This window comes from Mannheimia haemolytica (assembly GCA_900638155.1).
Taxonomy (GTDB): Bacteria; Pseudomonadota; Gammaproteobacteria; order Enterobacterales; family Pasteurellaceae; genus Mannheimia; species Mannheimia glucosida.
The window spans coordinates 1,627,082-1,650,149 of record LR134495.1 but is presented as its reverse complement, the minus strand read 5'-3'; the positions used below and the strand labels follow the sequence as shown (position 1 = coordinate 1,650,149).

At 40.3% G+C, this 23,068-nt stretch carries 26 protein-coding genes and 1 tRNA gene; 16 read left to right on the top strand and 11 right to left on the bottom strand.

Translation table 11 applies throughout. From position 1 onward, the window contains the following. The first annotated feature begins 1 nt into the window (after position 1). The gene (locus EL242_RS08160) at positions 2-604 is read left to right on the top strand and encodes a DedA family protein (RefSeq protein WP_126302179.1); all 603 of its coding nucleotides are present in this window, start codon (positions 2-4) and stop codon (positions 602-604) included. A 128-nt stretch (positions 605-732) separates the two neighbouring features. Here the strand turns inward: EL242_RS08160 and EL242_RS08155 are convergent, their stop codons facing one another. The 3 genes from EL242_RS08155 to udk all read right to left on the bottom strand — a co-directional run bounded on the left by EL242_RS08155 (position 733) and on the right by udk (position 2,204). Continuing rightward, on the bottom strand, positions 733-888 hold the full coding sequence (locus tag EL242_RS08155) for a DUF1328 domain-containing protein (RefSeq protein WP_032844580.1): 156 nt from the start codon (positions 886-888) through the stop codon (positions 733-735). 77 nt (positions 889-965) lie between these two features. Next, complete coding sequence (dcd, locus tag EL242_RS08150; RefSeq protein WP_006248952.1) at positions 966-1,547, bottom strand: dCTP deaminase; 582 nt, start codon at positions 1,545-1,547, stop codon at positions 966-968. Between the two features lie 9 nt (positions 1,548-1,556). Continuing rightward, positions 1,557-2,204 (bottom strand): uridine kinase, encoded by a 648-nt coding sequence (gene udk, locus EL242_RS08145; protein ID WP_006248953.1) that lies wholly within the window; start codon positions 2,202-2,204, stop codon positions 1,557-1,559. 103 nt (positions 2,205-2,307) lie between these two features. On the opposite strand from udk, the gene EL242_RS08140 reads away from it, so the two are divergent. The 7 genes from EL242_RS08140 to EL242_RS08110 all read left to right on the top strand — a co-directional run bounded on the left by EL242_RS08140 (position 2,308) and on the right by EL242_RS08110 (position 8,891). Then, complete coding sequence (locus EL242_RS08140) at positions 2,308-2,937, top strand: LysE/ArgO family amino acid transporter (RefSeq protein ID WP_126302178.1); 630 nt, start codon at positions 2,308-2,310, stop codon at positions 2,935-2,937. Between the two features lie 114 nt (positions 2,938-3,051). Then, a complete protein-coding gene (locus EL242_RS08135) occupies positions 3,052-4,104 on the top strand; it encodes a rod shape-determining protein (RefSeq protein ID WP_006248955.1) in 1,053 nt (350 codons plus the stop codon). A gap of 101 nt (positions 4,105-4,205) precedes the next feature. Continuing rightward, positions 4,206-5,261 carry a rod shape-determining protein MreC gene (mreC, locus tag EL242_RS08130; protein ID WP_006248956.1) on the top strand — a complete coding sequence of 352 codons (1,056 nt, stop codon included), beginning with the start codon at positions 4,206-4,208 and terminating at the stop codon, positions 5,259-5,261. Beyond that, positions 5,261-5,749 (top strand): rod shape-determining protein MreD, encoded by a 489-nt coding sequence (gene mreD / locus EL242_RS08125; RefSeq protein WP_126302177.1) that lies wholly within the window; start codon positions 5,261-5,263, stop codon positions 5,747-5,749. Before mreC ends, mreD begins: the two co-directional genes overlap by 1 nt. Before the next feature lie 9 nt (positions 5,750-5,758). After that, entirely contained in the window at positions 5,759-7,096 is a 1,338-nt protein-coding gene (locus EL242_RS08120) for a replication-associated recombination protein A (RefSeq protein WP_126302176.1), read from the top strand. Positions 7,097-7,180: 84 nt separating this feature from the next. Then, positions 7,181-7,966 (top strand): zinc ABC transporter permease subunit ZnuB, encoded by a 786-nt coding sequence (znuB, locus tag EL242_RS08115; RefSeq protein WP_126302175.1) that lies wholly within the window; start codon positions 7,181-7,183, stop codon positions 7,964-7,966. 124 nt (positions 7,967-8,090) lie between these two features. Beyond that, positions 8,091-8,891 carry a class II glutamine amidotransferase gene (locus tag EL242_RS08110; RefSeq protein ID WP_126302174.1) on the top strand — a complete coding sequence of 267 codons (801 nt, stop codon included), beginning with the start codon at positions 8,091-8,093 and terminating at the stop codon, positions 8,889-8,891. Between the two features lie 35 nt (positions 8,892-8,926). Here EL242_RS08110 and ispA read toward each other — a convergent pair whose 3' ends face one another. Continuing rightward, entirely contained in the window at positions 8,927-9,820 is an 894-nt protein-coding gene (ispA, locus tag EL242_RS08105; protein ID WP_126302173.1) for a (2E,6E)-farnesyl diphosphate synthase, read from the bottom strand. 5 nt (positions 9,821-9,825) lie between these two features. Beyond that, positions 9,826-10,056 (bottom strand): exodeoxyribonuclease VII small subunit, encoded by a 231-nt coding sequence (xseB, locus tag EL242_RS08100; protein WP_126302172.1) that lies wholly within the window; start codon positions 10,054-10,056, stop codon positions 9,826-9,828. A gap of 124 nt (positions 10,057-10,180) precedes the next feature. On the opposite strand from xseB, the gene EL242_RS08095 reads away from it, so the two are divergent. Further along, entirely contained in the window at positions 10,181-10,969 is a 789-nt protein-coding gene (locus EL242_RS08095; RefSeq protein WP_126302171.1) for an MOSC domain-containing protein, read from the top strand. Positions 10,970-11,009: 40 nt separating this feature from the next. Here the strand turns inward: EL242_RS08095 and nagK are convergent, their stop codons facing one another. The 3 genes from nagK to yhbY are packed head-to-tail and all read right to left on the bottom strand — an operon-like array spanning position 11,010 to position 13,036. Next, complete coding sequence (gene nagK, locus EL242_RS08090; RefSeq protein ID WP_126302170.1) at positions 11,010-11,927, bottom strand: N-acetylglucosamine kinase; 918 nt, start codon at positions 11,925-11,927, stop codon at positions 11,010-11,012. A 2-nt stretch (positions 11,928-11,929) separates the two neighbouring features. Beyond that, the gene (locus EL242_RS08085; RefSeq protein ID WP_126302169.1) at positions 11,930-12,661 is read right to left on the bottom strand and encodes a phosphatase PAP2 family protein; all 732 of its coding nucleotides are present in this window, start codon (positions 12,659-12,661) and stop codon (positions 11,930-11,932) included. Between the two features lie 60 nt (positions 12,662-12,721). Further along, a complete protein-coding gene (gene yhbY / locus EL242_RS08080) occupies positions 12,722-13,036 on the bottom strand; it encodes a ribosome assembly RNA-binding protein YhbY (RefSeq protein WP_126302168.1) in 315 nt (104 codons plus the stop codon). Between the two features lie 126 nt (positions 13,037-13,162). Here yhbY and EL242_RS08075 point away from each other — a divergent pair, with 126 nt between their 5' ends. Continuing rightward, on the top strand, positions 13,163-13,921 hold the full coding sequence (locus tag EL242_RS08075; RefSeq protein WP_126302167.1) for a glycosyltransferase family 2 protein: 759 nt from the start codon (positions 13,163-13,165) through the stop codon (positions 13,919-13,921). Between the two features lie 64 nt (positions 13,922-13,985). Here EL242_RS08075 and EL242_RS08070 read toward each other — a convergent pair whose 3' ends face one another. Beyond that, positions 13,986-15,026, bottom strand: coding sequence for a glycosyltransferase family 9 protein (locus tag EL242_RS08070; protein WP_126302166.1), 1,041 nt, complete (start codon positions 15,024-15,026; stop codon positions 13,986-13,988). Between the two features lie 183 nt (positions 15,027-15,209). Here EL242_RS08070 and argG point away from each other — a divergent pair, with 183 nt between their 5' ends. The 4 genes from argG to purF all read left to right on the top strand — a co-directional run bounded on the left by argG (position 15,210) and on the right by purF (position 19,276). Further along, positions 15,210-16,541, top strand: coding sequence for an argininosuccinate synthase (gene argG, locus EL242_RS08065; RefSeq protein WP_006248842.1), 1,332 nt, complete (start codon positions 15,210-15,212; stop codon positions 16,539-16,541). 92 nt (positions 16,542-16,633) lie between these two features. After that, entirely contained in the window at positions 16,634-17,095 is a 462-nt protein-coding gene (gene rnhA / locus EL242_RS08060) for a ribonuclease HI (RefSeq protein WP_031192856.1), read from the top strand. Positions 17,096-17,240: 145 nt separating this feature from the next. Then, positions 17,241-17,744, top strand: coding sequence for a CvpA family protein (locus EL242_RS08055; RefSeq protein WP_006248845.1), 504 nt, complete (start codon positions 17,241-17,243; stop codon positions 17,742-17,744). 14 nt (positions 17,745-17,758) lie between these two features. Beyond that, complete coding sequence (purF, locus tag EL242_RS08050) at positions 17,759-19,276, top strand: amidophosphoribosyltransferase (protein ID WP_126302165.1); 1,518 nt, start codon at positions 17,759-17,761, stop codon at positions 19,274-19,276. A gap of 35 nt (positions 19,277-19,311) precedes the next feature. On the opposite strand, the gene EL242_RS08045 is transcribed toward purF, so the two are convergent. Beyond that, entirely contained in the window at positions 19,312-19,758 is a 447-nt protein-coding gene (locus tag EL242_RS08045) for a DUF5358 family protein (RefSeq protein ID WP_126302164.1), read from the bottom strand. A 12-nt stretch (positions 19,759-19,770) separates the two neighbouring features. Next, a complete protein-coding gene (gene mltA, locus EL242_RS08040) occupies positions 19,771-20,877 on the bottom strand; it encodes a murein transglycosylase A (protein ID WP_126302163.1) in 1,107 nt (368 codons plus the stop codon). A 209-nt stretch (positions 20,878-21,086) separates the two neighbouring features. On the opposite strand from mltA, the gene EL242_RS08035 reads away from it, so the two are divergent. Further along, positions 21,087-21,163 (top strand) — tRNA-Met (locus EL242_RS08035). Positions 21,164-21,315: 152 nt separating this feature from the next. Then, the gene (gene xseA / locus EL242_RS08030) at positions 21,316-22,776 is read left to right on the top strand and encodes an exodeoxyribonuclease VII large subunit (protein ID WP_126302162.1); all 1,461 of its coding nucleotides are present in this window, start codon (positions 21,316-21,318) and stop codon (positions 22,774-22,776) included. The last annotated feature ends 292 nt before the right edge of the window (positions 22,777-23,068 follow it).

Below are 23,068 nucleotides of genomic sequence, written 5' to 3'. Positions count from 1 at the left end.
TATGGAAACGTTGATTGAATTTTTTAGTAGCTATGGTTATTGGGCTGTTTTTCTTGTGCTACTTGCCTGTGGTTTCGGTGTGCCGATTCCTGAAGATATTACGTTAGTATCCGGTGGTGTTATTTCAGGATTAGGCTACACCAATGTGCATTGGATGCTGGTTGTCAGTATGTTAGGAGTATTAGTTGGTGATAGTACAATGTATTGGCTAGGCAGAACCTACGGCGAAAAAATTCTCAAATTTCCATTAATCAGGAATGTTGCGACACCTGAACGTTTTGCAACCGTGCAAGAACGTTTTGAAAAACAAGGATGGAAACTACTTTTTATGGCTCGTTTCTTACCTGGCTTGCGCGCGGTGGTTTACTTAGTTTCAGGTATTACCAGAAAAGTCAGCTTCGTAAAATTTTTATTAGTTGATTTCTGTGCCGCTATTATCTCTGTGCCAATTTGGGTTTATTTAGGCGACTATGGGGCATCTAATTTGGATTGGCTAAAAGAACAAGTAGCTAATGGGCAGCACCTCATTTTTGCCATTTTAGGCATTGTTATTCTATTTTTAGGCTGGAAATGGTATAAAAATAAAAAGCAGTATAAAAAGTGAAACAAAAGACGAGCATTTCATCTTAAAAAGATATAATAGCAAAACAGTTGGTAAGAATAATTATAAATATCCATTACCAACTGTTTTTTTGAACTATATTTTAACTTAAAAAATTAGGTTTAACTGTGTCACTTTTTCTTGAAGAAGAACGAAATAACAGTAAGTACTAAAAAGACAAAAAAGAGAATTTTGGCAATTTCAGTAGCACTTCCAGCAATACCTCCAAATCCTAATAGCGCTGCGATTATAGCGATGACAAAAAACACGACTGCATAATGTAACATAGTTATACTCCTTACTGTGTAATAAACTGATTAAAAAACTAACATAGTTAATGTATGATTGCAAGGCATGTACTATATTAATCTTGATTAATCCGACTTGAAATGGCACTTTGCTGGTTCTTATATTTTGCATCTTTTCGCGCATTATAGGGTTTTGCAGCATCACCACTTAAAATCTCAAAGCTTAATGCGCCAATTGCCATATTAGGGCGTAAAGCTAGGGGTAATTTTCCAGCATTAAAAAATTCCAATACAATTTTGCCTTCCCAACCCGGATCGATTCTGTGGGCGGTAACGTGTACCATTAAGCCTAATCTAGCAAGTGACGAACGACCATCTAACCATCCAACGATATTGGCTGGTAAGGAAACCGATTCAAGGGTTGTTGCGAGTGCAAGGTCACCGGGATGAAGGAAAAATGCTTCATCATCACCGATGATAATTTCATCACTCATCACTTTATTTAACTGAGCGGCAACTTCTTCTCGAGGGCCACTTAAATCAATATAGGGCGTTTTATGTTCACGAAATACACGAAACGAATTACCTAAACGCACATCTGCAGTGGCGCCAGAAATTTTATCGTCTGAAGGTCGAGGCGTTATGGCAATAATACCTTCATCTAAGTAACGTTTAATATCTGTATCACATAAACGCATATTTAGCTCCTATTTAAGTAATTGCTTAATTTGTGCTTTAAGAATATCAATAGCAATACGGTTTTTGCCACCTTTTGGCACAATAATATCAGCATATTGTTTAGAGGGTTCGATAAATTGTAAGAACATTGGGCGAACGGTTTTGCGATATTGACTAATCACTGATTCCATCGAACGCCCACGTTCTACCATATCACGTTGTAAGCGGCGGATAAAGCAGATATCCAGAGGAGCATCTACGAAAATAGAAACATTAATTTCATTGCGAATATTCTCATCCGTCAGTAATAAAATACCTTCTAAAATAATGATTTTCTTTGGTTCAAAGTGCTTTGTGGTCGTTTTACGATTATGTTCGGTATAGTCATATTCCGGAATTTCAATCGCATTACCTTGTTTTAATTGGCGTAAATGTTCAACCAATAAATGATGATCCATTGAATTAGGGTGATCGTAATTGGTTTTAATCCGTTCTTCCATTGTTAGATGAGATTGATCTCTATAATAAGCATCTTCGGAAATAATACCGATATTATCTGTTCCCAATTCATTTTTGAGTTCTTTATAGATGGTTGAGGCAATCAGGCTCTTACCTGAGGCAGATGCGCCGGCAATCGCAATGACAACGCAAGATGAAGTCTGGCTAGTATCAGTCATAAAAAATTTCCTATTCAGTCAAAAGAGTATTCGATAAATTATACCGAAGTTTTGCAAAATTTTCTGTATAATTGACCGCTTGTTATGCGATTTTGGAGAAAAAATGGATATTTTCATTCAAGGATTTATAGTGTGTTTTGGCTTAATTGTCTCTATTGGCGCACAAAATGCCTTTTTATTAAAGCAAGGGATTTTAAAACAACACATATTTTGGATTGCATTGCTCTGTTTTTTAGGTGATGTATTTTTAATGACGATAGGTGTGCTAGGCTTAGGCACGTTAATTGCGGAATTGCCTGTTGTAAGTTTCATTATTTCGCTTTTAGGGGCCATTTTTCTATTAAGCTACGGTAGCCGTTCATTTATCAGCGTATTTAAAAGTGGTGAATACCTTGTGGCAAGTGGAGAGAATGCAACGAGCTTAAAAAAGGCTTTACTGATTACCTTTGCGATTACATTCTTAAATCCTCACGTTTATATTGATACGGTTGTGATTGTAGGTAGTATCGGTGGGAAATTAGATTTTAATGGTAAAATATACTTTTTAGCAGGTGCATTACTTTGCTCATTTATTTGGTTTTTTGGTATAGGTTATGGAGCAGGCTTACTTTCTCCTTATTTTGCAAAACGAAGAACTTGGCAAATTTTAGATGTTATTACCGGGCTAATTATGTACTTTATCGCTTTTAGTTTACTGATTTATACTTATCAGCTTGCTCTGCAAATTTTCTAGTGGAGTTTAAATTTTTTCATTGATGAATGGCGGGCTTTTTTGCTATATTAGTAGCAATGTTTGCACTATAAAAAGTGCTTATTTTTGAATAATTTTATTTTAACGGATTCTTTTATGTTTAAAAAATTTTTAGGATTATTTTCAAACGATCTTTCTATCGATCTCGGGACAGCAAATACACTGGTTTATGTTAAAGGGCAAGGTATTGTGCTAGATGAACCCTCAGTGGTTGCTGTACGTCAAGATCGTATGGGATCGCTAAAAAGTATTGCGGCGGTAGGCTCACATGCAAAATTAATGCTAGGCCGTACACCAAAAAGCATAATGGCGATTCGTCCAATGAAAGATGGTGTCATTGCGGATTTTTTTGTAACAGAAAAAATGTTGCAACACTTTATTAAACAAGTACATAGTAATAACTTTATGCGCCCAAGCCCTCGTGTATTAGTGTGCGTGCCAGCAGGTGCAACACAAGTGGAACGCCGTGCAATTAAAGAATCTGCAATTGGAGCAGGAGCGCGTGAAGTCTATTTAATTGAAGAGCCAATGGCGGCTGCAATCGGTGCAGGTTTGCCGGTTCACGAAGCAATGGGGTCAATGGTAATTGACATTGGTGGTGGTACAACCGAAGTGGCAGTGCTTTCTTTAAACGGCATTGTGTATTCGACTTCTGTGCGTATTGGTGGTGATAAGTTAGATGAAGCTATTATTGCTTATGTACGTCGTCATTTTGGTTCTGCTATTGGTGAAGCAACGGCAGAGCGAATTAAACAAGAAATTGCTAGTGCTAAGATTGAATCCGATGATGATGTTAAAACAATGGAAGTACACGGACACAATTTAGCTGAAGGCGCTCCTCGTACTTTCGAGCTTAACTCAAGACATGTATTAGAAGCAATTGAACAACCATTAAATGGTATTGTAGAGGCAGTTAAATCAGTCTTAGAGCAATGCCCACCTGAATTGGCAGCAGACATTTTTGAGCGCGGTATGGTGTTAACAGGAGGTGGTGCATTATTACATAATTTAGATCGTTTACTTTCTGATTCAACTGGCGTGCAAGTCGTAGTAGCAGAAGATCCATTAACTTGTGTAGCTCGTGGTGGTGGTAAAGCATTAGAAATGATCGATATGCACGGTGGTGATGTATTTAGTATTGATGATTAATACATTTCCCTTAGCAGCTGTTTAAATGGAAGTTGGCAATGGATTGATTCTATTGTCAATTTTCGTTATAGATTCCCAATAAATTCACATATATTTCTCTAATGAAACCTATTTTTGCTAAAGCCCCTTCTTTAGGGATGCGCCTGATTATCGCAGTGATATTTTCTATTATGCTGATTATTTCCGATGGGCGTAGTTCTTTAATGATTCAAGCGCGTAATCTATTGGAAACCGCAGTAAGTGGATTATATTATTTTGCTAATACACCCCGTTCAATTTTAGATGGGGTAAGTGGCAATTTTATTGATAATAATAAATTACAGCTTGAGAATAATTTATTAAAAGAGCAGCTGAGAGAAAAAAGTGCCGATTTATTATTGCTTGATCAGCTAAAGGTTGAAAATCAGCGTTTAAGATTGTTATTGAGTTCTCCGCTTCGCCAAGATGAGTATAAAAAAATTGCTGAAGTATTAGCTGCTGAGATGGATGCTTATCGTCAGCAAGTAGTGATTAATCAAGGGCGTTTAGACGGTGCTTTTGTCGGGCAACCTATTATTGATGAAAGAGGTGTTGTTGGACAAGTTATTTCTGTAGGGGAAAAATCTAGCCGTGTTTTATTGCTCTCTGATATTACTCATGCTATTCCTGTTCAAGTGCTACGCAATGATGTACGCGGCATTGCCAGTGGTACAGGGGTGAATAATGAATTAGTCATTGATAACTTGCCTCGTTCTATTGATGTGGTAAAAGGTGATGTGCTGGTTACCTCTGGCTTAGGGGGGCGTTTCCCTGAGGGATATCCAGTGGCGATTGTAGAAACGGTTGAAAATGATACCAAAAGTCAATTTGCCAGAATTGTTGCTCGTCCGTTAGCCTCATTTGATCGCTTACGTTACTTATTACTGCTTTGGCCGACAGCGGAAGAGAAAAACTACTCCCAAAGCTTGTCGCCAGCGCAAGTACGTGAAGTTGTTGAAGAAAGACGTAATAGCGTGAATCCATTTGAACGTTTAAAACAGATGTCTAACAAGAAAACCGAAGTGCAGCTAGAGGCAAAAGAAGAACAAATAGAGAATGATGAGATAAATGAGAATCCGGCAGCACAACCAGAAGCGGAAAATGAACAAAATTATCATACGGAAGAGGGCGCGGAATAATGAGAACAAACCCGATTTTTCAGATCCTAGTGATAATTGCGATTTTTGTAATCGCCTTTGTACTTGAGATTATGCCTTGGCCGGTAGGATTCCAAGGGCTACGCCCTACTTGGGTCGTTTTGGTGTTAATTTATTGGGCGCTAGCATTACCTGATAAAATGAGTGTGGGGACAGCTTTTGTTGCTGGTATCGTCTGGGATCTGATTCTTGGCTCGATTTTAGGCATCCATGCCTTAGTGTTATCGGTGGCGATTTATTTTGTTGCGAAATACCATCTGATTCTGCGAAACTTATCGCTATGGCTACAAAGCCTATTAGTAATGGCATATATTGTGCTGATCCGTTTCTTTATTTTCGTGATTGAATACATTTTACACAGTGCCGAATTTAATTCACAGGAATTGTTAGGTGCTGTAATCAGTGGTGTGCTTTGGCCTTGGATTTTCTTATTAATGCGCCATATTCGCCGCCAATTACGTTTACGCTAAGAGGTTGAAATGAGCAGTTTGTCTTTTGATTTTAGTGAGGATTTTCGACCGCTTGCAGCCAAAATGCGACCTCGCAACTTGGCTGAATATGTCGGGCAATCTCATTTAATTGGTGAAGGCAAACCGTTACGCAGAGCGATTGAAGCCGGGCATAGCCATTCAATGATTTTTTGGGGGCCACCCGGCACCGGAAAAACGACCCTAGCTGAAATTATCGCCCATCATCTTGATGCGGAAGTGGAACGTATTTCCGCTGTGACCAGCGGTGTAAAAGAGATCCGAGAAGCGATTGAACAAGCCAAATTAAACCGCCAAGCCGGCAGACGAACGCTCCTTTTTGTGGATGAAGTTCACCGCTTTAACAAAAGTCAGCAAGATGCGTTTTTGCCGCATATTGAAGACGGCACTATTATTTTTATTGGGGCAACCACCGAAAATCCGTCTTTTGAGCTGAATAACGCACTGCTTTCCCGAGCCAGAATTTATATTTTAAAGCCGTTACAAGCGGTCGAAATTTTAAAAATTTTGCAAATGGCGATAGCCGATGCCGAACGTGGTTTAGGCAATGAAACTTTGGTGCTTGAAGATGATGTACTGGCATTGCTTGCTGATTATGTTAATGGCGATGCCCGTTTTGCCTTGAATTGCTTGGAATTAATGGTGGATATGGCTCAAGATTCGGCTCAAGGAAAAGTTCTAAATAAAACGCTATTGACCGAAGTGTTAGGCGAACGACAAGCCCGTTTTGATAAGGGCGGTGATCGTTACTATGATCTCATTTCTGCTTTACACAAATCCATTCGAGGCTCATCAGCCGATGGAGCATTATACTGGTATGCCCGAATTTTAACTGCCGGTGGTGATCCGCTTTATGTGGCAAGAAGGCTGCTTGCGATTGCCTCTGAAGATATTGGTAATGCCGACCCTCGAGCAATGCAAATTGCGATTGCCGCGTGGGATTGCTTTACCCGAGTAGGGGCTTATGAAGGTGAAAGAGCGATTGCCCAAGCGATCATTTATTTGGCAGTTGCACCGAAAAGTAATGCAGTCTATCAAGCCTTCAATGAAGCAAAACGCCTTGCTAAAGAAGCAAAAGACTACGATGTGCCGGTGCATTTACGTAATGCTCCCACTCAATTAATGAAATCCTTAGGCTATGGCGAAGAGTATCGCTATGCCCACAATGAGCCAAACGCTTATGCCGCCGGGGAGAATTATTTCCCGCCTGAGTTGAAAGATACCGAATTCTATTTCCCGAGTGAGCGGGGAATGGAAAAACAGATTAAAGAAAAAATGGCCTGGCTGAAAGCACAAGATCAAGCCAGCCCGATTCAACGTTATAAATAAGTGCGACAAGCGGTCGAAATCAGCAAAAAATTTGCAAATTTTCCTTAAAAAAGGACCGCTTGTTTCATATCTTTGAGAACCAATATGTTTGATATTTTATTTCCTGCCTGGCTTGCCGGCGTTTTGTTAGCTTTTATCACCGCACCTCTAGGGGCTTTTGTGGTGTGGCGAAAAATGGCGTATTTCGGCGATACCCTTTCTCATTCTGCATTGCTCGGCGTAGCATTAGGGATTTTTTTAGAACTCGATCCGTATCTTGCCGTGATTGGAATGACTATTATCCTTGCACTCTTGCTAGTTTGGCTGGAGCAAAAAACCAATTATTCGGTGGATACGGTGCTGGGGATTATCGCCCACACCAGTCTTTCTCTCGGGGTGATCACCATTAGTTTGTTGGATAATGTGCGAGTGGATTTGATGTCTTACTTATTCGGCGATTTACTGGCGATTAATTTTTCTGATGTGGTGTTTATCGGCATTGGTGCAGCCTTGATTTGTCTGATTTTAATGGTGTTTTGGAGGCGGTTGTTGTCGATTACCATCAGCCCGGAACTTGCTCAAATTGAAGGCTTAAATGTGGCTCGTTTACGTTTATTGCTGATGATTTTAACCGCATTAACCATCGCATTAAGTATGAAATTTGTCGGAGCGTTAATTATTACCTCACTACTGATTATTCCGTCTGCCACGGCAAGACGCTTTGCTAAAACGCCTGAAAAAATGGTGTTGATTGCGATTTTCTTCAGTATTATTGCAGTCAGTGGCGGTTTATTGTTATCCGGTTGGAAAGATACACCGGCAGGGCCTTCGGTAGTCATCTGTGCCGGCTTGATTTTTCTCTTATCGCTATTCAAAAAAGAATACCATTAAACGGCATAATGTATGAAAATAAAGCATAAGATTTTTATGTAAAGAGCATTGAATTTTCTAATCAATCTGTTTAAATGTAACAATTATTTTTTGTTGTAAATTATTTGGTTTTAAGAAGCAAATTATGTGTCAATTACTTGGAATGAATTGTAATACGCCAACCGATATTACTTTTTCTTTTGATGGATTTCGCCGTCGGGGTGGGCTGACGGATCACCATACTGATGGCTTTGGAATTGCCTTTTTTGAAGGCAAAGGGGTACGGGTTTTTCGTGATAACCGCCCGGGGGCATCATCGCCGATGGCAGAAGCAATCAGCCAATATCAAATTAAATCGCTCAATGTTATTGCACATATTCGTAAAGCTACACGTGGTGATGTGAATTTGGAAAATACCCACCCCTTTATTCGTGAATTATGGGGCGAAAACTGGGTTTTTGCCCATAACGGCACAGTGGAAGGTGTAGGCGTCTGCGAAGAGTGCCACTACCAACCGATTGGTACAACCGATTCTGAAGCGGCATTTTGCCGTATTGTGTCGGAATTAAAAGAGATGCACCCGGCTAAGCCGAGCGAGAAAGAAATTTTTAATGCGGTGGTGCAAATTACCTCAAGAATTGCAGAACACGGGGTGTTTAACTTTGTTTTATCCAACGGTCATTGGATGATTGCCCGTTGTACGACCAATCTGCACTATGTTTGCCGCAAAGCTCCGTTTGGTAAAGCATTGCGTGATGATGATGTGTCGATTGATTTTAGCCAATATACCAAAATTACCGATAAAGTGACGATTATTACCACCCAGCCACTTACCAAAAATGAAAACTGGACCAAAATGAAAAACGGTGGCTATGTTTTCTTCAAAGACGGCGATGTAGTATATGAAATTGAAGGCACATTGCCGGAAGCTAAGCCCCACGTTTAATCACTAAAAAAACCTAGCTTCAGCTAGGTTTTTTCTTAGTTTTCACGCTTAACAATAAAATTAGCCAACTCTTTTAATGCGGTGGTATCAAAAGGCAACTGTTCCAGCGAATACAAAGCAGTTTGATAAAGCATTTCGGCTTTTTGTTTTGCACCGTCTAAGCCTAACAGTTTCGGATAGGTGCTTTTATTTAAGTGTTCATCTGAACCTACTGTTTTGCCGATTTTATCGGTTTCGCCAACCACGTCTAAAATATCATCTTGCACCTGAAAGGCTAAGCCAATCGCTTTGGCATAGTTTACAAGCGGTTGTTTTATAGTTAAATTTTGCGAATGTTCGGAAAGGTTTAATCCCATCATCACGGATGACAGGATCAACGCCCCGGTTTTGTTACGATGAATTAATTCAAGCTCTTCCAAGCTCACCGCTTTATTTTCCGCAATCAAATCCAAACTTTGCCCCAAGCACATTCCTTTTGCACCAGAGGCAGTTGCTAATTCCTTCACTTGAGCCACTTTTTCTCGGTCGGTTAAATGTGGATCGGTTGCCAACAATTCAAATGCAAAACTTTGTAACGCATCGCCGGCTAAAATGGCGGTGGCTTCGTCAAAAGCAATATGGCAGGTTGGTTTACCACGGCGTAATGTATCATCGTCCATTGCCGGTAAATCATCGTGAACCAGCGAATAAGCGTGAATAGCTTCCATTGCTGCCGCACTATGATCTAATTTCTCCAACGGCACACCAAGCATTCTGCCGGTAGCATAGATTAAAAACGGTCGCACCCGTTTACCACCCAGCAATACAGCATAAGTCATTGCTTCTACTAAAGGCGAACCAATGCTATCTGTCGAGTTTAATTTTTCTGCGAGAAAATGGTTAATCCGTTGTTGCAAGTGAGTCAGATCGGTTGCTAATAGATAGCTCATGGTGATTATTCTCTTTCGTAATCGCTAAGTGGGGCTGTGTCGTTTTTATTTAATAAGATTTGAATACGTTGCTCGGCTTTTTGTAATCGCTCTTGCCCTTGTTGCACTAATTTGATTGCAGTTTCAAATTCGTTGAGGGCATCTTCAAGCGGTAAATCGCCGGATTCCAAATGGGTAACGATTGCTTCTAATTCTTTAAGTGTGCTTTCAAAATCTTGAGAGGGTTTCTTTGCCATTGCTACTGACCTATTGCTGTAAAGGTTGCTCAAGTTTACCGTTCTCACAAGGGATTTGCAAATTCCTTTTACTTTTCGACCGCTTGCAGGTATTGTTATCCTATTTCCAAATGGAGGATTTTCTATGCAAGTTACCGAACTCAATATTTACCCGATAAAATCAACTCAAGCTATTCAAGTTTCACAGGCATTTGTTGAACCGAAAGGATTAAATTTTGACCGTGAATTTATGCTAACCGAGCCTAACGGCAAATTTATTACTGCCCGTAAAGATCCGGAATTATACCGTTTAGCGGCTTTCCCGATTGCGACAGGGGTAATGATCACCCATACAAGCGGTCAAAAATGCGTTGCACTTTACCAAGATTTTGTGGAAGAGCAGAGTAGTGAAGTATGGGGAACACATTTTAATGCCAAAGTGGCGGCAGAAGCGGTCAATCAATGGCTGAGTGAAATTTTTGGTAGGGCTGTGCAACTACGTTGGCTTGGCTCGCAAAGCCAACGCATTGTTGCGAATTTTGCCGAGCACCCAATGAGTTTTGCCGATAGCAACCCAGTGAGTTTGATGTCTCTAAAATCACTTGAGCAAGTGCAGCATTGGTCGCCGATTCCACTCGAAATGGCACGTTTTCGCCCGAATATTGTGATTGATGGCAATTCTGCTTTTGAAGAAGAACAGTGGCAACAAGTTCAAATTGGCGAAGTGCTATTTACCAAAGCGGCATTATGCACCCGCTGCATTTTGATTACACGGGATTTAACCACACTAGAATTAGACCCAAAATCAGAGCCGTTTAGAACTTTAAAAGAAAAACATTGTGATGAAAAAGGTAAACCGGTGTTCGGTATTCACCTTGTACCACAAAACAGTGGCGTGATCAGAGTAGGGGATAAGCTGATTGTGCGGTCTTAGAAAAAGCCCCTTCTTTTATTAGAGGGGGCAGCAAGAACGTCTATTTTAAAAATAATGCCGCTGCACCGCGTGTACCGCCGGAGTCGCCATGAATCGCTTTTTTGATGACCGGCACTTTCGCCGAACGCATTAAATGTTTTGGTAACGCTTTTGGTAGAGCTTGGTAGATATAATCGAAGTTGGATAAACCACCGCCGAATACAATCATATCCGGATCTAAAATCGTAATCAGGTTGCCGATGCTGATTGCCATTAATTCGATATATTTTTCGACAAATTCCACTACTTTGGTTTCTTGTTGGTAGAAACGCTCGATAATCTCTTTAGCTGAGACTTTCTCTCCCACTAAATCATTAAACAGTAGCTCAAAACCTCGCCCTGAAATATAGGTGTCTAAACAGGCTTTGTTACCACAGCCACATTCGTAAATCGGGGCTTTATCCCAGCCGAGCAATTTGAGCGCGTGGTAGTTAAGTTGCATATGCCCGACTTCGCCCGCCATTCCGATTCTGCCTGAATGAATTTTACCGTCAAACACAAACCCACCACCAAAACCGGTGCCTATAATCAGCCCTAACACAGTTGAATAAGGTTTATTACTTTCGTCCCACGCTTCAGACAGGGCAAAGCAGTTAGCATCGTTTTCGGCACGCACTTCACGCCCTAAACATTCGGCTAAATCTTTCAGAATCGTTTTGCCGTCAGCCACTCGAATATTGGTAATTTCCGCAATGCCGGTTTCACGGTTTACAAAGCCCGGAATACCCAGCCCGACAGTGCCTTTTTCGCCAAATTTTGTATCGGCAGTCTCAACCAGCGTTTTAATTGCTGTCAGCCAATCTTGATAATTTGTCTGCGGTGTCGGCACACGTTCGCTGTGTAGTTTTTCTAGTTTTTCATTAAAAGCGGCTAATTCAATTTTTGTGCCGCCCACATCTAAGCCATAATAAATTGCCATAATTACGCTCTCTTATGAAATAAATTGAAAGGATTTCTTCTTTCCAACCAAGGCACGAACCATACAAATAATGCCAAATTGGTTAGAAACGCAATTAAACTACTGGTGAATAAATCAATCGGGTAGTGCATACCTAAACGCAAGCGGCTAATCAGCATTAACGCTGCCCAACTGATTGCAAAAAAATGAGCCAAAACGACCGCTTGTCCTCGCATATTGCGGCAGAAACCTACCACCAATAATAGCCAAGAAACCGCAAAAATAGTGTGGCCTGATGGGAAAGAATAGCCCACTTCTTTGGCTTGGTGAGCGGTAACGAAATTTTGATTTGCACCGATTTTTTCCATTACGGCAAGCCCACGTTGCTCGCGTGTTAATTGATAAAAATCGTCTGTTTTCTCTTGGAAAAGAGCAGTGACAAATGGACGAGGCTCTTGAAAGGTCGATTTCATCGCTGTTTTGATTGCTTGAGTAGCTACCATTGAAGCGACACACACGGTAATCACAAAAATTAAAGAGTAGCGTTTGCGAACTACCCACGCCAGTAACAAGGCGAAAACTACACAGGTGATGATGGCATAGGGCACAGAGCCGGTTTCAGTGATTAAATATAAAAAGTAGTCGAAATCAAATTCAGCGTATTGAATAGCCAGAGACCAGTGCCAATTTGCCAGCCAAGTCACCACAGGAATGAGCAACATTGCAAGGGTATAAAGAGAGAATTTTTTAAACATAGAAAGTCCTATAAAAAACCGCTTGAATACAAGCGGTTGAATTTAAACATATTTTTGCAATTAGATCGCTTTAGTTGCTTTTGGCAAGCTGATTTTTTTCTCTTCGCTTTGGCGGTAAAGCACTAAAATATGCCCGATGGTTTGCACTTCAGCCGCTTTAGTTTCACGTAGAATGGCATCAACAATTAATTGTTTGGTTTCACGATCCGCTCCGGCGACTTTGACTTTAATCAGTTCGTGGTGGTCTAAGGCGTTATCGATTTCAGCCAGTACGCCTTCGGTTAAGCCGTTACCTCCCAACATCACGACCGGGCTTAAATGATGTGCTAAGCCTTTTAAGTATTGTTTTTGTTTGGTTGTTAATGTAATTGACATTCTTTTTCCGTTAATTTGTTTTGTTGATAAAATTTGGCGTAGAAAATAGCACAAAAACCATTATTTTTAAAGTAAAATGCAACGAATAGCAGAAAAACACACGACAAAAAGAGAGAAGGATAAACTATGCCGACATTAAGTGTTGCAATGATTGTTAAAAATGAAGCTCAAGATTTACGGGCTTGCCTTGAAACGGTAAAAGATTGGGTAGATGAAATTGTGATTTTAGATAGTGGCAGTACCGATGAAACGCCACAAATTGCCGCTGAATATAACGCAAAGTTCTACACTAACACCGATTGGCAAGGCTTTGGTAAACAGCGTCAGTTAGCTCAACAATATGTAACCGGTGATTATGTGCTTTGGCTTGATGCAGATGAGCGAGTGACAGCCGAACTGAAGCAATCTATTTTACAAGCGGTCAAAAATGATGAAAAAAATACCGTTTATCAAATCAGCCGCTTAAGCGAAGTCTTTGGCAAACAAATCCGTCATTCCGGTTGGTATCCGGATTATGTGGTGAGATTATACCGCACGGAATTTGCCAAATATGGCGATGAATTGGTGCACGAAAAAGTGCATTATCCAAAAGAGGCAAAAATCCAAAAACTACAAGGCGATTTGCTACATTTTACCTATAAAGATATTCATCACTATTTGGTGAAATCGGCAAGTTACGCTAAAGCGTGGGCAATCCAACGGGCAAATGCAGGCAAAACAGCCAGCTTATTTGATGGTGTGACCCACGCTATTGGTTGTTTTGTGAAAATGTATCTATTAAAAGCCGGTTTTTTAGACGGCAAGCAAGGATTTTTATTGGCGGTCCTTTCGGCACATTCTACTTTCGTAAAATATGCGGATTTGTGGAATCGTACTCGGAAATAATGCTTTTCAGCACTCTCTCCCCCTAGTGGGAGAGAGACAGGTAAAATTGCATACAGCAATTTTATCAGAGAGAGGGGGTATTCCACATTCTCCGAATAAACGGCACTATGGTTTTTAACGCCTCAGAAATAGAAATTAAGGTTAAATTCATTTGTGAGGCTTTGTCTGACGGCGGGCAAAATGCAATGTGTTTATCCGCATCATTAATCGGTTTCCAACGGCGTGGAATGGCAGAAAGTCGGCTCGGGTAGAAACCGATGGTTGGAATATTTAACGCCCCACTAATATGTAACGGGCCGGTTGAGCCGGCAATAAATAAATCTGCACACGCAAGCGAATGCGTAAAATCTTGTAATCCCTCATTTTTATCATATACCACCACATTGTGGTGATTGATTTGTTGAGCTAACTGGCGGGCTTTTTCGCTTTCGCCTTTCCCGGCGGTCAGTACCACATAGCAATCAAATTCTGCCAAAATACCTCGAATTAACTCTGCATACTGTTCGATTGATAAATTATTTGCCGAACCACCGGTTGAACTATGCACAAACACCCACTTTTTAGCAGTGGTAATATTGAGTTGTTCACATAATTTTGCTTTTTGTGCTTGGACGGTTTGCTGTTCAACGCTTAAGTATGGTGTGTGCGGTTCAACAATCGGTATATTATGTTTGCTTAAAAAGGCACGGGCTAAATCCAAATTATACTCGGATTCTGCTTTTGCTGACTGAGAACGGCGTTGAGTTAAACGGTGGTTATATAAAAATTGGAATAATTTAGTTGCCGGAGCGAGGCGGTATTTAATCCCACTTTGCCACGTGAGCTTGGCATTATACCAGTCTGAAACAAAGCAAATAACCGCATCGAACTGTTCATTTTTAACCGCTTGTAAAATACGGTTAAATTCATTTTTATCTTTTTTATTCGCGGTATCAATAATTAATTTATCAATAGAAGGGCAAAGCTCGGCAAGTGGAGCAGTATAACTTGGCACAAGAGCGGTAATTTCCACATTTGGCATTGATTGCTTTAACATAGCAAATGCCGGAAAGCAGACCATAAAGTCCCCAATTTTATCATTACGGATTACGAGTAGTTTTTTCATTCTGATTTTCTCTATTGCTTTTAGGTTTTCAGTAAATTACAAGCGGTCAAATTTCACAAAAAATTTGCATATCATCGGGCTAAATTTTAGATGAATTTTTACCACTTTTCAGCTAGAATATTTTGCTTGAACGTAAGCGTTTGCGTTTGAATCTTTTTACTTTCAAAATTTATAGGAATTCGTATGTCAGCAACAATTTTAGAAGCTTTACCTTTAGGGCAGAAAGTGGGTATCGCCTTTTCAGGCGGTTTAGATACCTCAGCAGCACTGTTATGGATGCGTAAAAAAGGGGCAGTGCCTTATGCGTACACCGCAAATTTAGGTCAGCCGGATGAAGATGATTACAACGCAATTCCGAAAAAAGCGATGGAATATGGGGCTGAAAATGCACGATTAATCGACTGTCGCCAACAATTAGCTCACGAAGGCATTGCCGCAATTCAATGCGGTGCTTTCCATATTTCAACCGGCGGTATTCCGTATTTCAACACCACGCCACTTGGTCGTGCGGTAACCGGCACAATGTTGGTTGCGGCAATGAAAGAAGATGATGTGAATATCTGGGGCGATGGTTCAACCTTTAAAGGTAACGATATTGAGCGTTTCTATCGTTACGGCTTATTAACCAATCCAAAATTAAAAATTTATAAGCCGTGGTTAGACCAACTGTTCATTGATGAATTGGGTGGTCGCTTGGAAATGTCTAAATTCTTAATCGAAAACGGTTTTGACTATAAAATGTCGGTGGAAAAAGCCTACTCTACAGACTCTAATATGTTAGGTGCAACCCACGAAGCGAAAGATTTAGAAGAATTAAGCACCGGTATGAAGATCGTAAAACCGATTATGGGCGTGGCATTCTGGGACGAATCAGTTGAAATTAAAGCGGAAACTGTTTCTGTTACCTTTGAAGAAGGTGTGCCGGTGGCGTTAAACGGTAAACGTATTGATGATGCCGTTGAATTAATTATGGAGGCGAACCGCATTGGTGGTCGTCACGGTTTGGGAATGTCAGACCAAATCGAAAACCGTATTATTGAAGCGAAATCTCGTGGTATTTATGAAGCACCGGGAATGGCATTATTACACATCGCTTACGAGCGTTTAGTTACCGGTATTCATAACGAAGATACGATTGAGCAATATCGCATTAACGGCTTACGTTTAGGGCGTTTATTGTATCAAGGCCGCTGGTTTGACCCGCAAGCCTTAATGTTGCGTGAAACAGCTCAACGTTGGGTGGCAAAAGCAATTACCGGTACAGTAACTCTTGAGTTACGTCGTGGTAACGATTTTACTATTCTTAACACCGAATCACCGAACTTAACATATGAAGCGGAACGTTTAAGTATGGAAAAAGTAGAAGATGCGCCGTTTACACCGGCAGATCGTATCGGTCAATTAACAATGCGTAACTTAGATATTGTGGATACCCGTGGTAAATTAGCAGTTTACACCGATGCAGGTTTATTGGCGGCTAATAATAGCGTGATTCCACAGCTTGGAAAAAAATAATCTGTTGATCTCCATTCTGATAACTTTTAGAATTTAGCCTAAAAGCTGCCCCAAAGTTAATGCTTTGGGGCTTTTATTTTCAAAGTATGATGATGAAATTAGTTGAAATTTTTACAGACGGTTCTTGTTTAGGCAACCCCGGCAAAGGGGGGATTGGTATTTTGCTGCGTTATAACGGGTACGAAAAAACCGTGAGCAAAGGCTATTTTCAAACCACCAATAACCGAATGGAATTGCGGGCGGTGATTGAGGCTTTAGCAATGCTAAAAGAGCCTTGTAAGGTGCAACTCAATAGTGACAGCCAATATATGAAAAACGGGATCCAAAAATGGATTTTTAACTGGAAGAAAAATGACTGGAAAACCAGCGATAAAAAGCCAGTTAAAAATAAAGATTTATGGGTTGCTTTAGACCAAGAAATTCAACGCCACCAAATTGAATGGAGTTGGGTGAAAGGGCATTCAGGACATCGTGAAAATGAGATTTGCGATGAGCTGGCTAAACAAGGGGCAAATAATCCAACGTTGGACGATGTTGGTTATATTGCAGACTAGGTTTTACAAGCAGTCGGATTGTGTAAATTTTTTACCAAATTTAACCGCTTGTATTTGCATAAAGCACTTATTTTTAGCGAAATAGTGCTACGCAAACGTTTTCTTTTTTTGTAGAATAGGAGAGCTTTACGCTTTAAGGTGTGTTATGGTTGATTTAATTGTTATCGGAATCATTGCTTTTTCAGTGCTTATCAGTTTATGGCGAGGTTTTACCAATGAAGCATTATCGCTACTTGGTTGGGTAATCGCCTTTTTTGTGGCAAGCTCGTTTTATCCTTATTTAAGCGGTTATCTCACACAAATTAATTCGGTTTATTTGCAAAATTCAGAATTTTTACGCAATGGTATTGCAGCGGCGATTCTGTTCATTTTGACTTTAATTGTTTGTGGTGTGATCAACGGTTTATTAGGCAAAGTGATTGATTTGAGCGGAATGTCTATCACCGACCGTATTTTAGGCGGTGCTTTTGGGGCATTGCGTGGTATTTTAATTGTGTCGGCTATTTTATTTTTCTTAGATACCTTTACCCAAGCAAGCCAAACGGAATTATGGAAATCATCGCTATTAATTCCGCATTTTGACTTTATTGTGAAGTGGTTCTTTGAACAGTTACAAGCAAATTCCAGTTTTTTAAACACGACTAAATAAAGAGGTTTTTCTATATGTGCGGCATTGTCGGTATTATTGGGAACTCGCCGGTAAATCAGGCGATTTATGATGGTTTAACATTACTTCAACACCGAGGACAAGATGCCGCAGGTATCGTCACCATAGACGATGAAAATCGTTTCCGCTTACGCAAAGCTAACGGCTTAGTCAGCGATGTTTTCCAGCAAGAGCATATGGTGAGATTACAAGGTAATGTTGGAATTGGTCACGTTCGCTACCCAACAGCAGGTAGCTCAAGTGTGTCTGAAGCCCAGCCATTTTATGTTAATTCACCTTTCGGCATTACCTTAGTTCACAACGGTAATTTAACCAATAATGCGGAACTTAAAGAGCGTTTATACAACGAAGCCCGTCGTCACGTAAATACCAATTCCGATTCTGAATCCCTTCTTAATATTTTTGCTTACTTTTTAGATCTCTATTCCACTCAGCATTTAAGTCCAGATAATATCTTTGAAACGGTTCGTAAAACCAATGATAGCATTCGTGGTGCTTATGCTTGCATTGCGATGATTATCGGACACGGTATGGTTGCCTTCCGTGATCCATTCGGCATTCGTCCGTTAGTGTTGGGAAAACGTGAAATCGAGGGTAAAACCGAATATATGTTTGCCTCAGAAAGTGTAGCTCTTGATGTGGTCGGCTTTGAGTTTGTGCGAGATGTACTGCCGGGTGAGGCGATTTATATTACCTTTGACGGTCAGCTACATTCGCAAATCTGTGCCGATAATCCAAAATTAAATCCTTGCATTTTTGAATATGTCTATTTTGCCCGTCCCGATTCCGTCATTGATGGCGTTTCTGTATATTCTGCACGAGTACATATGGGGGAGTTATTGGGTGAGAAAATTAAACGTGAATGGGGACGAATTATCGATGATATTGATGTGGTGATCCCGATCCCTGAAACGTCAAATGATATTGCGGTACGCATTGCTAATATGTTGTATAAACCGTATCGTCAAGGGTTTGTTAAAAACCGCTATGTAGCTCGAACCTTTATTATGCCGGGGCAGGCACAGCGTAAAAGCTCGGTTCGCCGTAAATTAAATGCGATTGCCTCGGAGTTTAAAGGGAAAAGCGTGTTATTGGTTGATGATTCTATTGTACGAGGCACAACTTCCGAACAAATCGTGGAAATGGCACGGGCTGCCGGCGCAAAACGGGTTTATTTTGCTTCTGCCGCACCGGAAATTCGTTATCCGAATGTGTATGGCATTGATATGCCGACTTGTGAGGAATTAGTTGCTTATGATCGTTCGGTGGAAGAAGTGGCAGAGATGATTGGGGTGGATAAATTGATTTTCCAAGACCTTGAAGCACTTTATAAGTCTATTCAACTGGAAAATCCGACTATTCATCGCTTTGATGACTCTGTATTTACAGGAGAATATATTACAGGTGATGTAGATAAATGTTATTTAGACAGTATAGCAAGATCTCGAAACGATAAAGCAAAAGCAGAGGCGGCAAAACAAGCCACCAATTTAGAAATTCATAACGAAAGATAAAAGAAACTCGCAGTGAAAACTGCGAGTTTTTGTTATTAGCCTTTCTTAGTAATGGCATTTTTCATACTTTGATAAATCTCTTTATATCTAGGCTTGAATGCGTCACATTTTTCTTGATCTACATTGGCTTTCTGGTGATTTAATTGAGAATGCAATAGATGGAAATACTCTGTAGAGGGATTATCATTTTGCATCAGTTTCTGATTTTCCTCTCCGAGCAACTCTTTTAGAAGCTGATATTCAAAATATTGCATCGTTAAATTTTCAGCCAGATTCCAATTTGCGTAGATTTGCTGGTAACCGGGTTTAGCTAACTCAGGATAGATACATTGCTCAATATTATTGAGCTGGCGTATCAAAATTCTGACATCTATTTCTGAGATTTTATATTTAGGCTCAGTTGAAGCGGTTATATTTTGCAAATTATTTGCAAGCACGGCGCTCGGTAGAAGTAAGAATATGGCAGATAGTTTTTTTAACATAGTTACCTTGTATTAATTTAATACCCAAACACGGCCATAATGTTTCATTAAGCCGGCAACGTGCCCGGCTTTATCACCAATGCCTTGATATAAATCGAAGTGATGACCTTTCACTGCACCGCCAACATCAAGAGCCACCATTAAACGCATTTCGTGTTTGCCGGTCCAATTTCCTTTGCTATCAATCAACGGCATTTCGACTAACAACACGCTACCTGATGGCACAATGCTACGATCTGATGCAACAGAGGCAAGCGGTACTAACGGCACACCGGCAGAGCCTTTTACCTGACCGGTAGGATCGTTTTTAAAGAAAACATACGATGGATTGCGTTCTAATAAGCCCTGTACGCGACCAGGATTACGTTGCCCCCAATCACGAATGGCTTGTACTGACATTTTCTCTTTCGGAATTTCGCCATCTTCTACTAATAAACGCCCAACGCTGGCATATTTAAAGCCATTTTGCCCTGCATAAGCAAAATAGTTTAAGCGACCATCACCAAAGTCAACGTAACCGCTACCTTGAACACCTAATAAGAAGTTATCGAGCATTGAATTACTATAAGCCAGTTCTAAGCCCTGACCTTGCAATGCTCCTGCGTAAATTTCCGCCCGTGAAAAACGTTTGCTAGACGGCATCGCATAAATCGGGTGTTGGTATTGCCCCTGAGGCGTTCTACGGGCTTTGATAACCGGCGAGTAATACCCTGTCATTAACACATTCTGATAGCCATCTTCGCCACGCATTAAACGAGTACTAATACCATATTTTGCTAAATCATTAATATTACCGCCCGATGAGATCCAACGACTGATTTTTCCGTAAGCGATAGCATAAGAATCTGCCAAGCTACTATAGGCTCTGACATTAGAAAGCTGCTGTAAAAAGTCTCGTTGATTAACAGGAGCGGCATTTAATCCTAAACGTCCAGCTTGAAAATGTGTGCCATAAGGCATAAAGTGACGACCATTATATTTTGCTCCAAATTTAGCTTTTTCAGCATCATAAGAGGTTGTTTTGCCTTTTTGGCCTGAAGACGAACACGCCACTAATACCGTTGCAATCGCTACCACGCTAGCTGCCGCAATAGCTTTTTTATATGCTTTCCAATTCATCGAATATCCTTGTATCGTAAAGAAAATGTAAAAAATAAACAGAAGAATAGCAAAAATAGCGACAAAATAAAACTAGAATATAATTTGATTGTTTTTACAACAATAAGCGTATTTTTATACTATATCTGTTGTAAATTGCAGCACTTGGAGCGATTTTTTATAATTTTACTTGTCATTATGCCAAATTGATATATTATAGCCACATCAGACGCGGGGTGGAGCAGCTTGGTAGCTCGTCGGGCTCATAACCCGAAGGTCGTTGGTTCAAATCCAGCCCCCGCAACCACATTTCAAACCCTCGATAGTTGAATATCGAGGGTTTTTCTTTTTATTTGCAAAAAAACTACAAAAAATAACCGCTTGTTGATTCTAAAAGCTTCCTCTTACTTTCATTTATAGCTACACTCCCATTTACTTTTATGCTTTCTTTTAATAATTATGAGCAATATTTTAACTGTTACCCAACTCAACTATTCCGTCCGCCATTTGCTCGAAATGGAAATAAGCCATATTTGGCTAACCGGCGAAATCTCCAATTTCAGCCAGCCGGTTTCAGGGCATTGGTATCTCACTTTAAAAGATGACAAAGCACAAGTGCGTTGTGCGATGTTCAAAATGAAAAATGTAAGAGTGAATTTTCGCCCGCAAAACGGTATGCAGGTGCTGGTGCGGGCAAGTGTTACACTCTATGAGCCACGAGGTGACTATCAGCTCATTATTGAAAGTATGCAACCGGCGGGAGAGGGCTTATTGCAACAACAATTTGAGCAACTTAAAGCAAAACTTTCAGCTCAAGGCTTATTTGCTCAAGAGCATAAAAAGCCAATTCCTACTTTTGTTAAAACCATTGGTATTATTACCTCCTCAAGCGGAGCCGCATTACAAGATATTTTACATATTTTGCAACGACGAGATCCGAGCTTATCAGTGGTTATTTACCCGGCTCTCGTGCAAGGTAAAGAAGCGGCTCAAGACATTGTGAATATGATTGAACTGGCAAACCGTCGTAATGAGTGTGATGTATTAATTGTCGGGCGAGGTGGCGGTTCATTAGAGGATTTATGGTGTTTCAACGAAGAGAGTGTCGCTTATGCCATTTATCATTCCCGAATTCCGATTATCAGTGCTGTTGGACACGAAATTGACGTTACCATTGCTGATTTTGTTGCAGATTTGCGCGCACCAACGCCTTCGGCTGCTGCGGAATTAGTCAGCAGAGATCAAAATGAATTGAAACGCCAATTACAACATCAGTTTGATAAAGTGAATTTAGCCTTTGATCGAGTTTGGAACCATAAATTTAACCGTTTCCAACAACTCACCTTACGCCTGAATGCTCAGCATCCAAGCAAACAAATTCAATCGCAACAGCAACGTTTTGATTATATGGAATACCGCCTCGAGCAGGCAATTTATGCACTTGTTGCAGCTAAAAAGCAGGTGGGGAAAGAGCTAAATGTCCGTTTAATTCACCAACATCCGCAAAAGCAGATTGAACGCCAATCCCAAATGCTTAAGCAATTGGAGCTGAAACTCCATTGGCAAATGGAGCAGCAACTCAGCAAAAAACAGCAAAAATGGAAAAACATTACGCAACGGTTTGAACGCAACCCGCTACCTTATCAACTTTATCAGCAACAAACGATGGTGGCAAAAATGTCGCAACGCTTGGCTTATTCTATCGAAAAAATAATGCTGAAAGAGCAGCAACATTTTCAAGAGTTATGCACTAAACTTGATGGACTTAGCCCATTGAAAATCTTGACCAGAGGCTACTCAATTACCCAAACTAAAGACGGTAAAACGCTTACTTCAACAGAAAATATTGAACGTGGTGAGGCTATTATCACCCAACTAAAAACAGGAAAAATAATAAGTCAAGTAGTGGATTTTTTGTAGGGGAAATTTTGAACGCCACCAATTTTTAAAATTATTTATAGTAAAATCAGTAGGTTAAATATTTATAAACAGGGTTGTTCACTTAGTTATCCACAGATGATGTGCATAACTATTTTTGTAAAAATGAATCGAGTGCTGATTTTTAAATCAACCGATTTTAAAAGGCATTTTTACGCTTGCGCAAGCGGTTATATTTCCCTATAATCTTGCAAAAATTAAGCCAGTGTGGCGAAATCGGTAGACGCAGCGGATTCAAAATCTTATGCGTAAACTGATAGGACATACAGGCGAT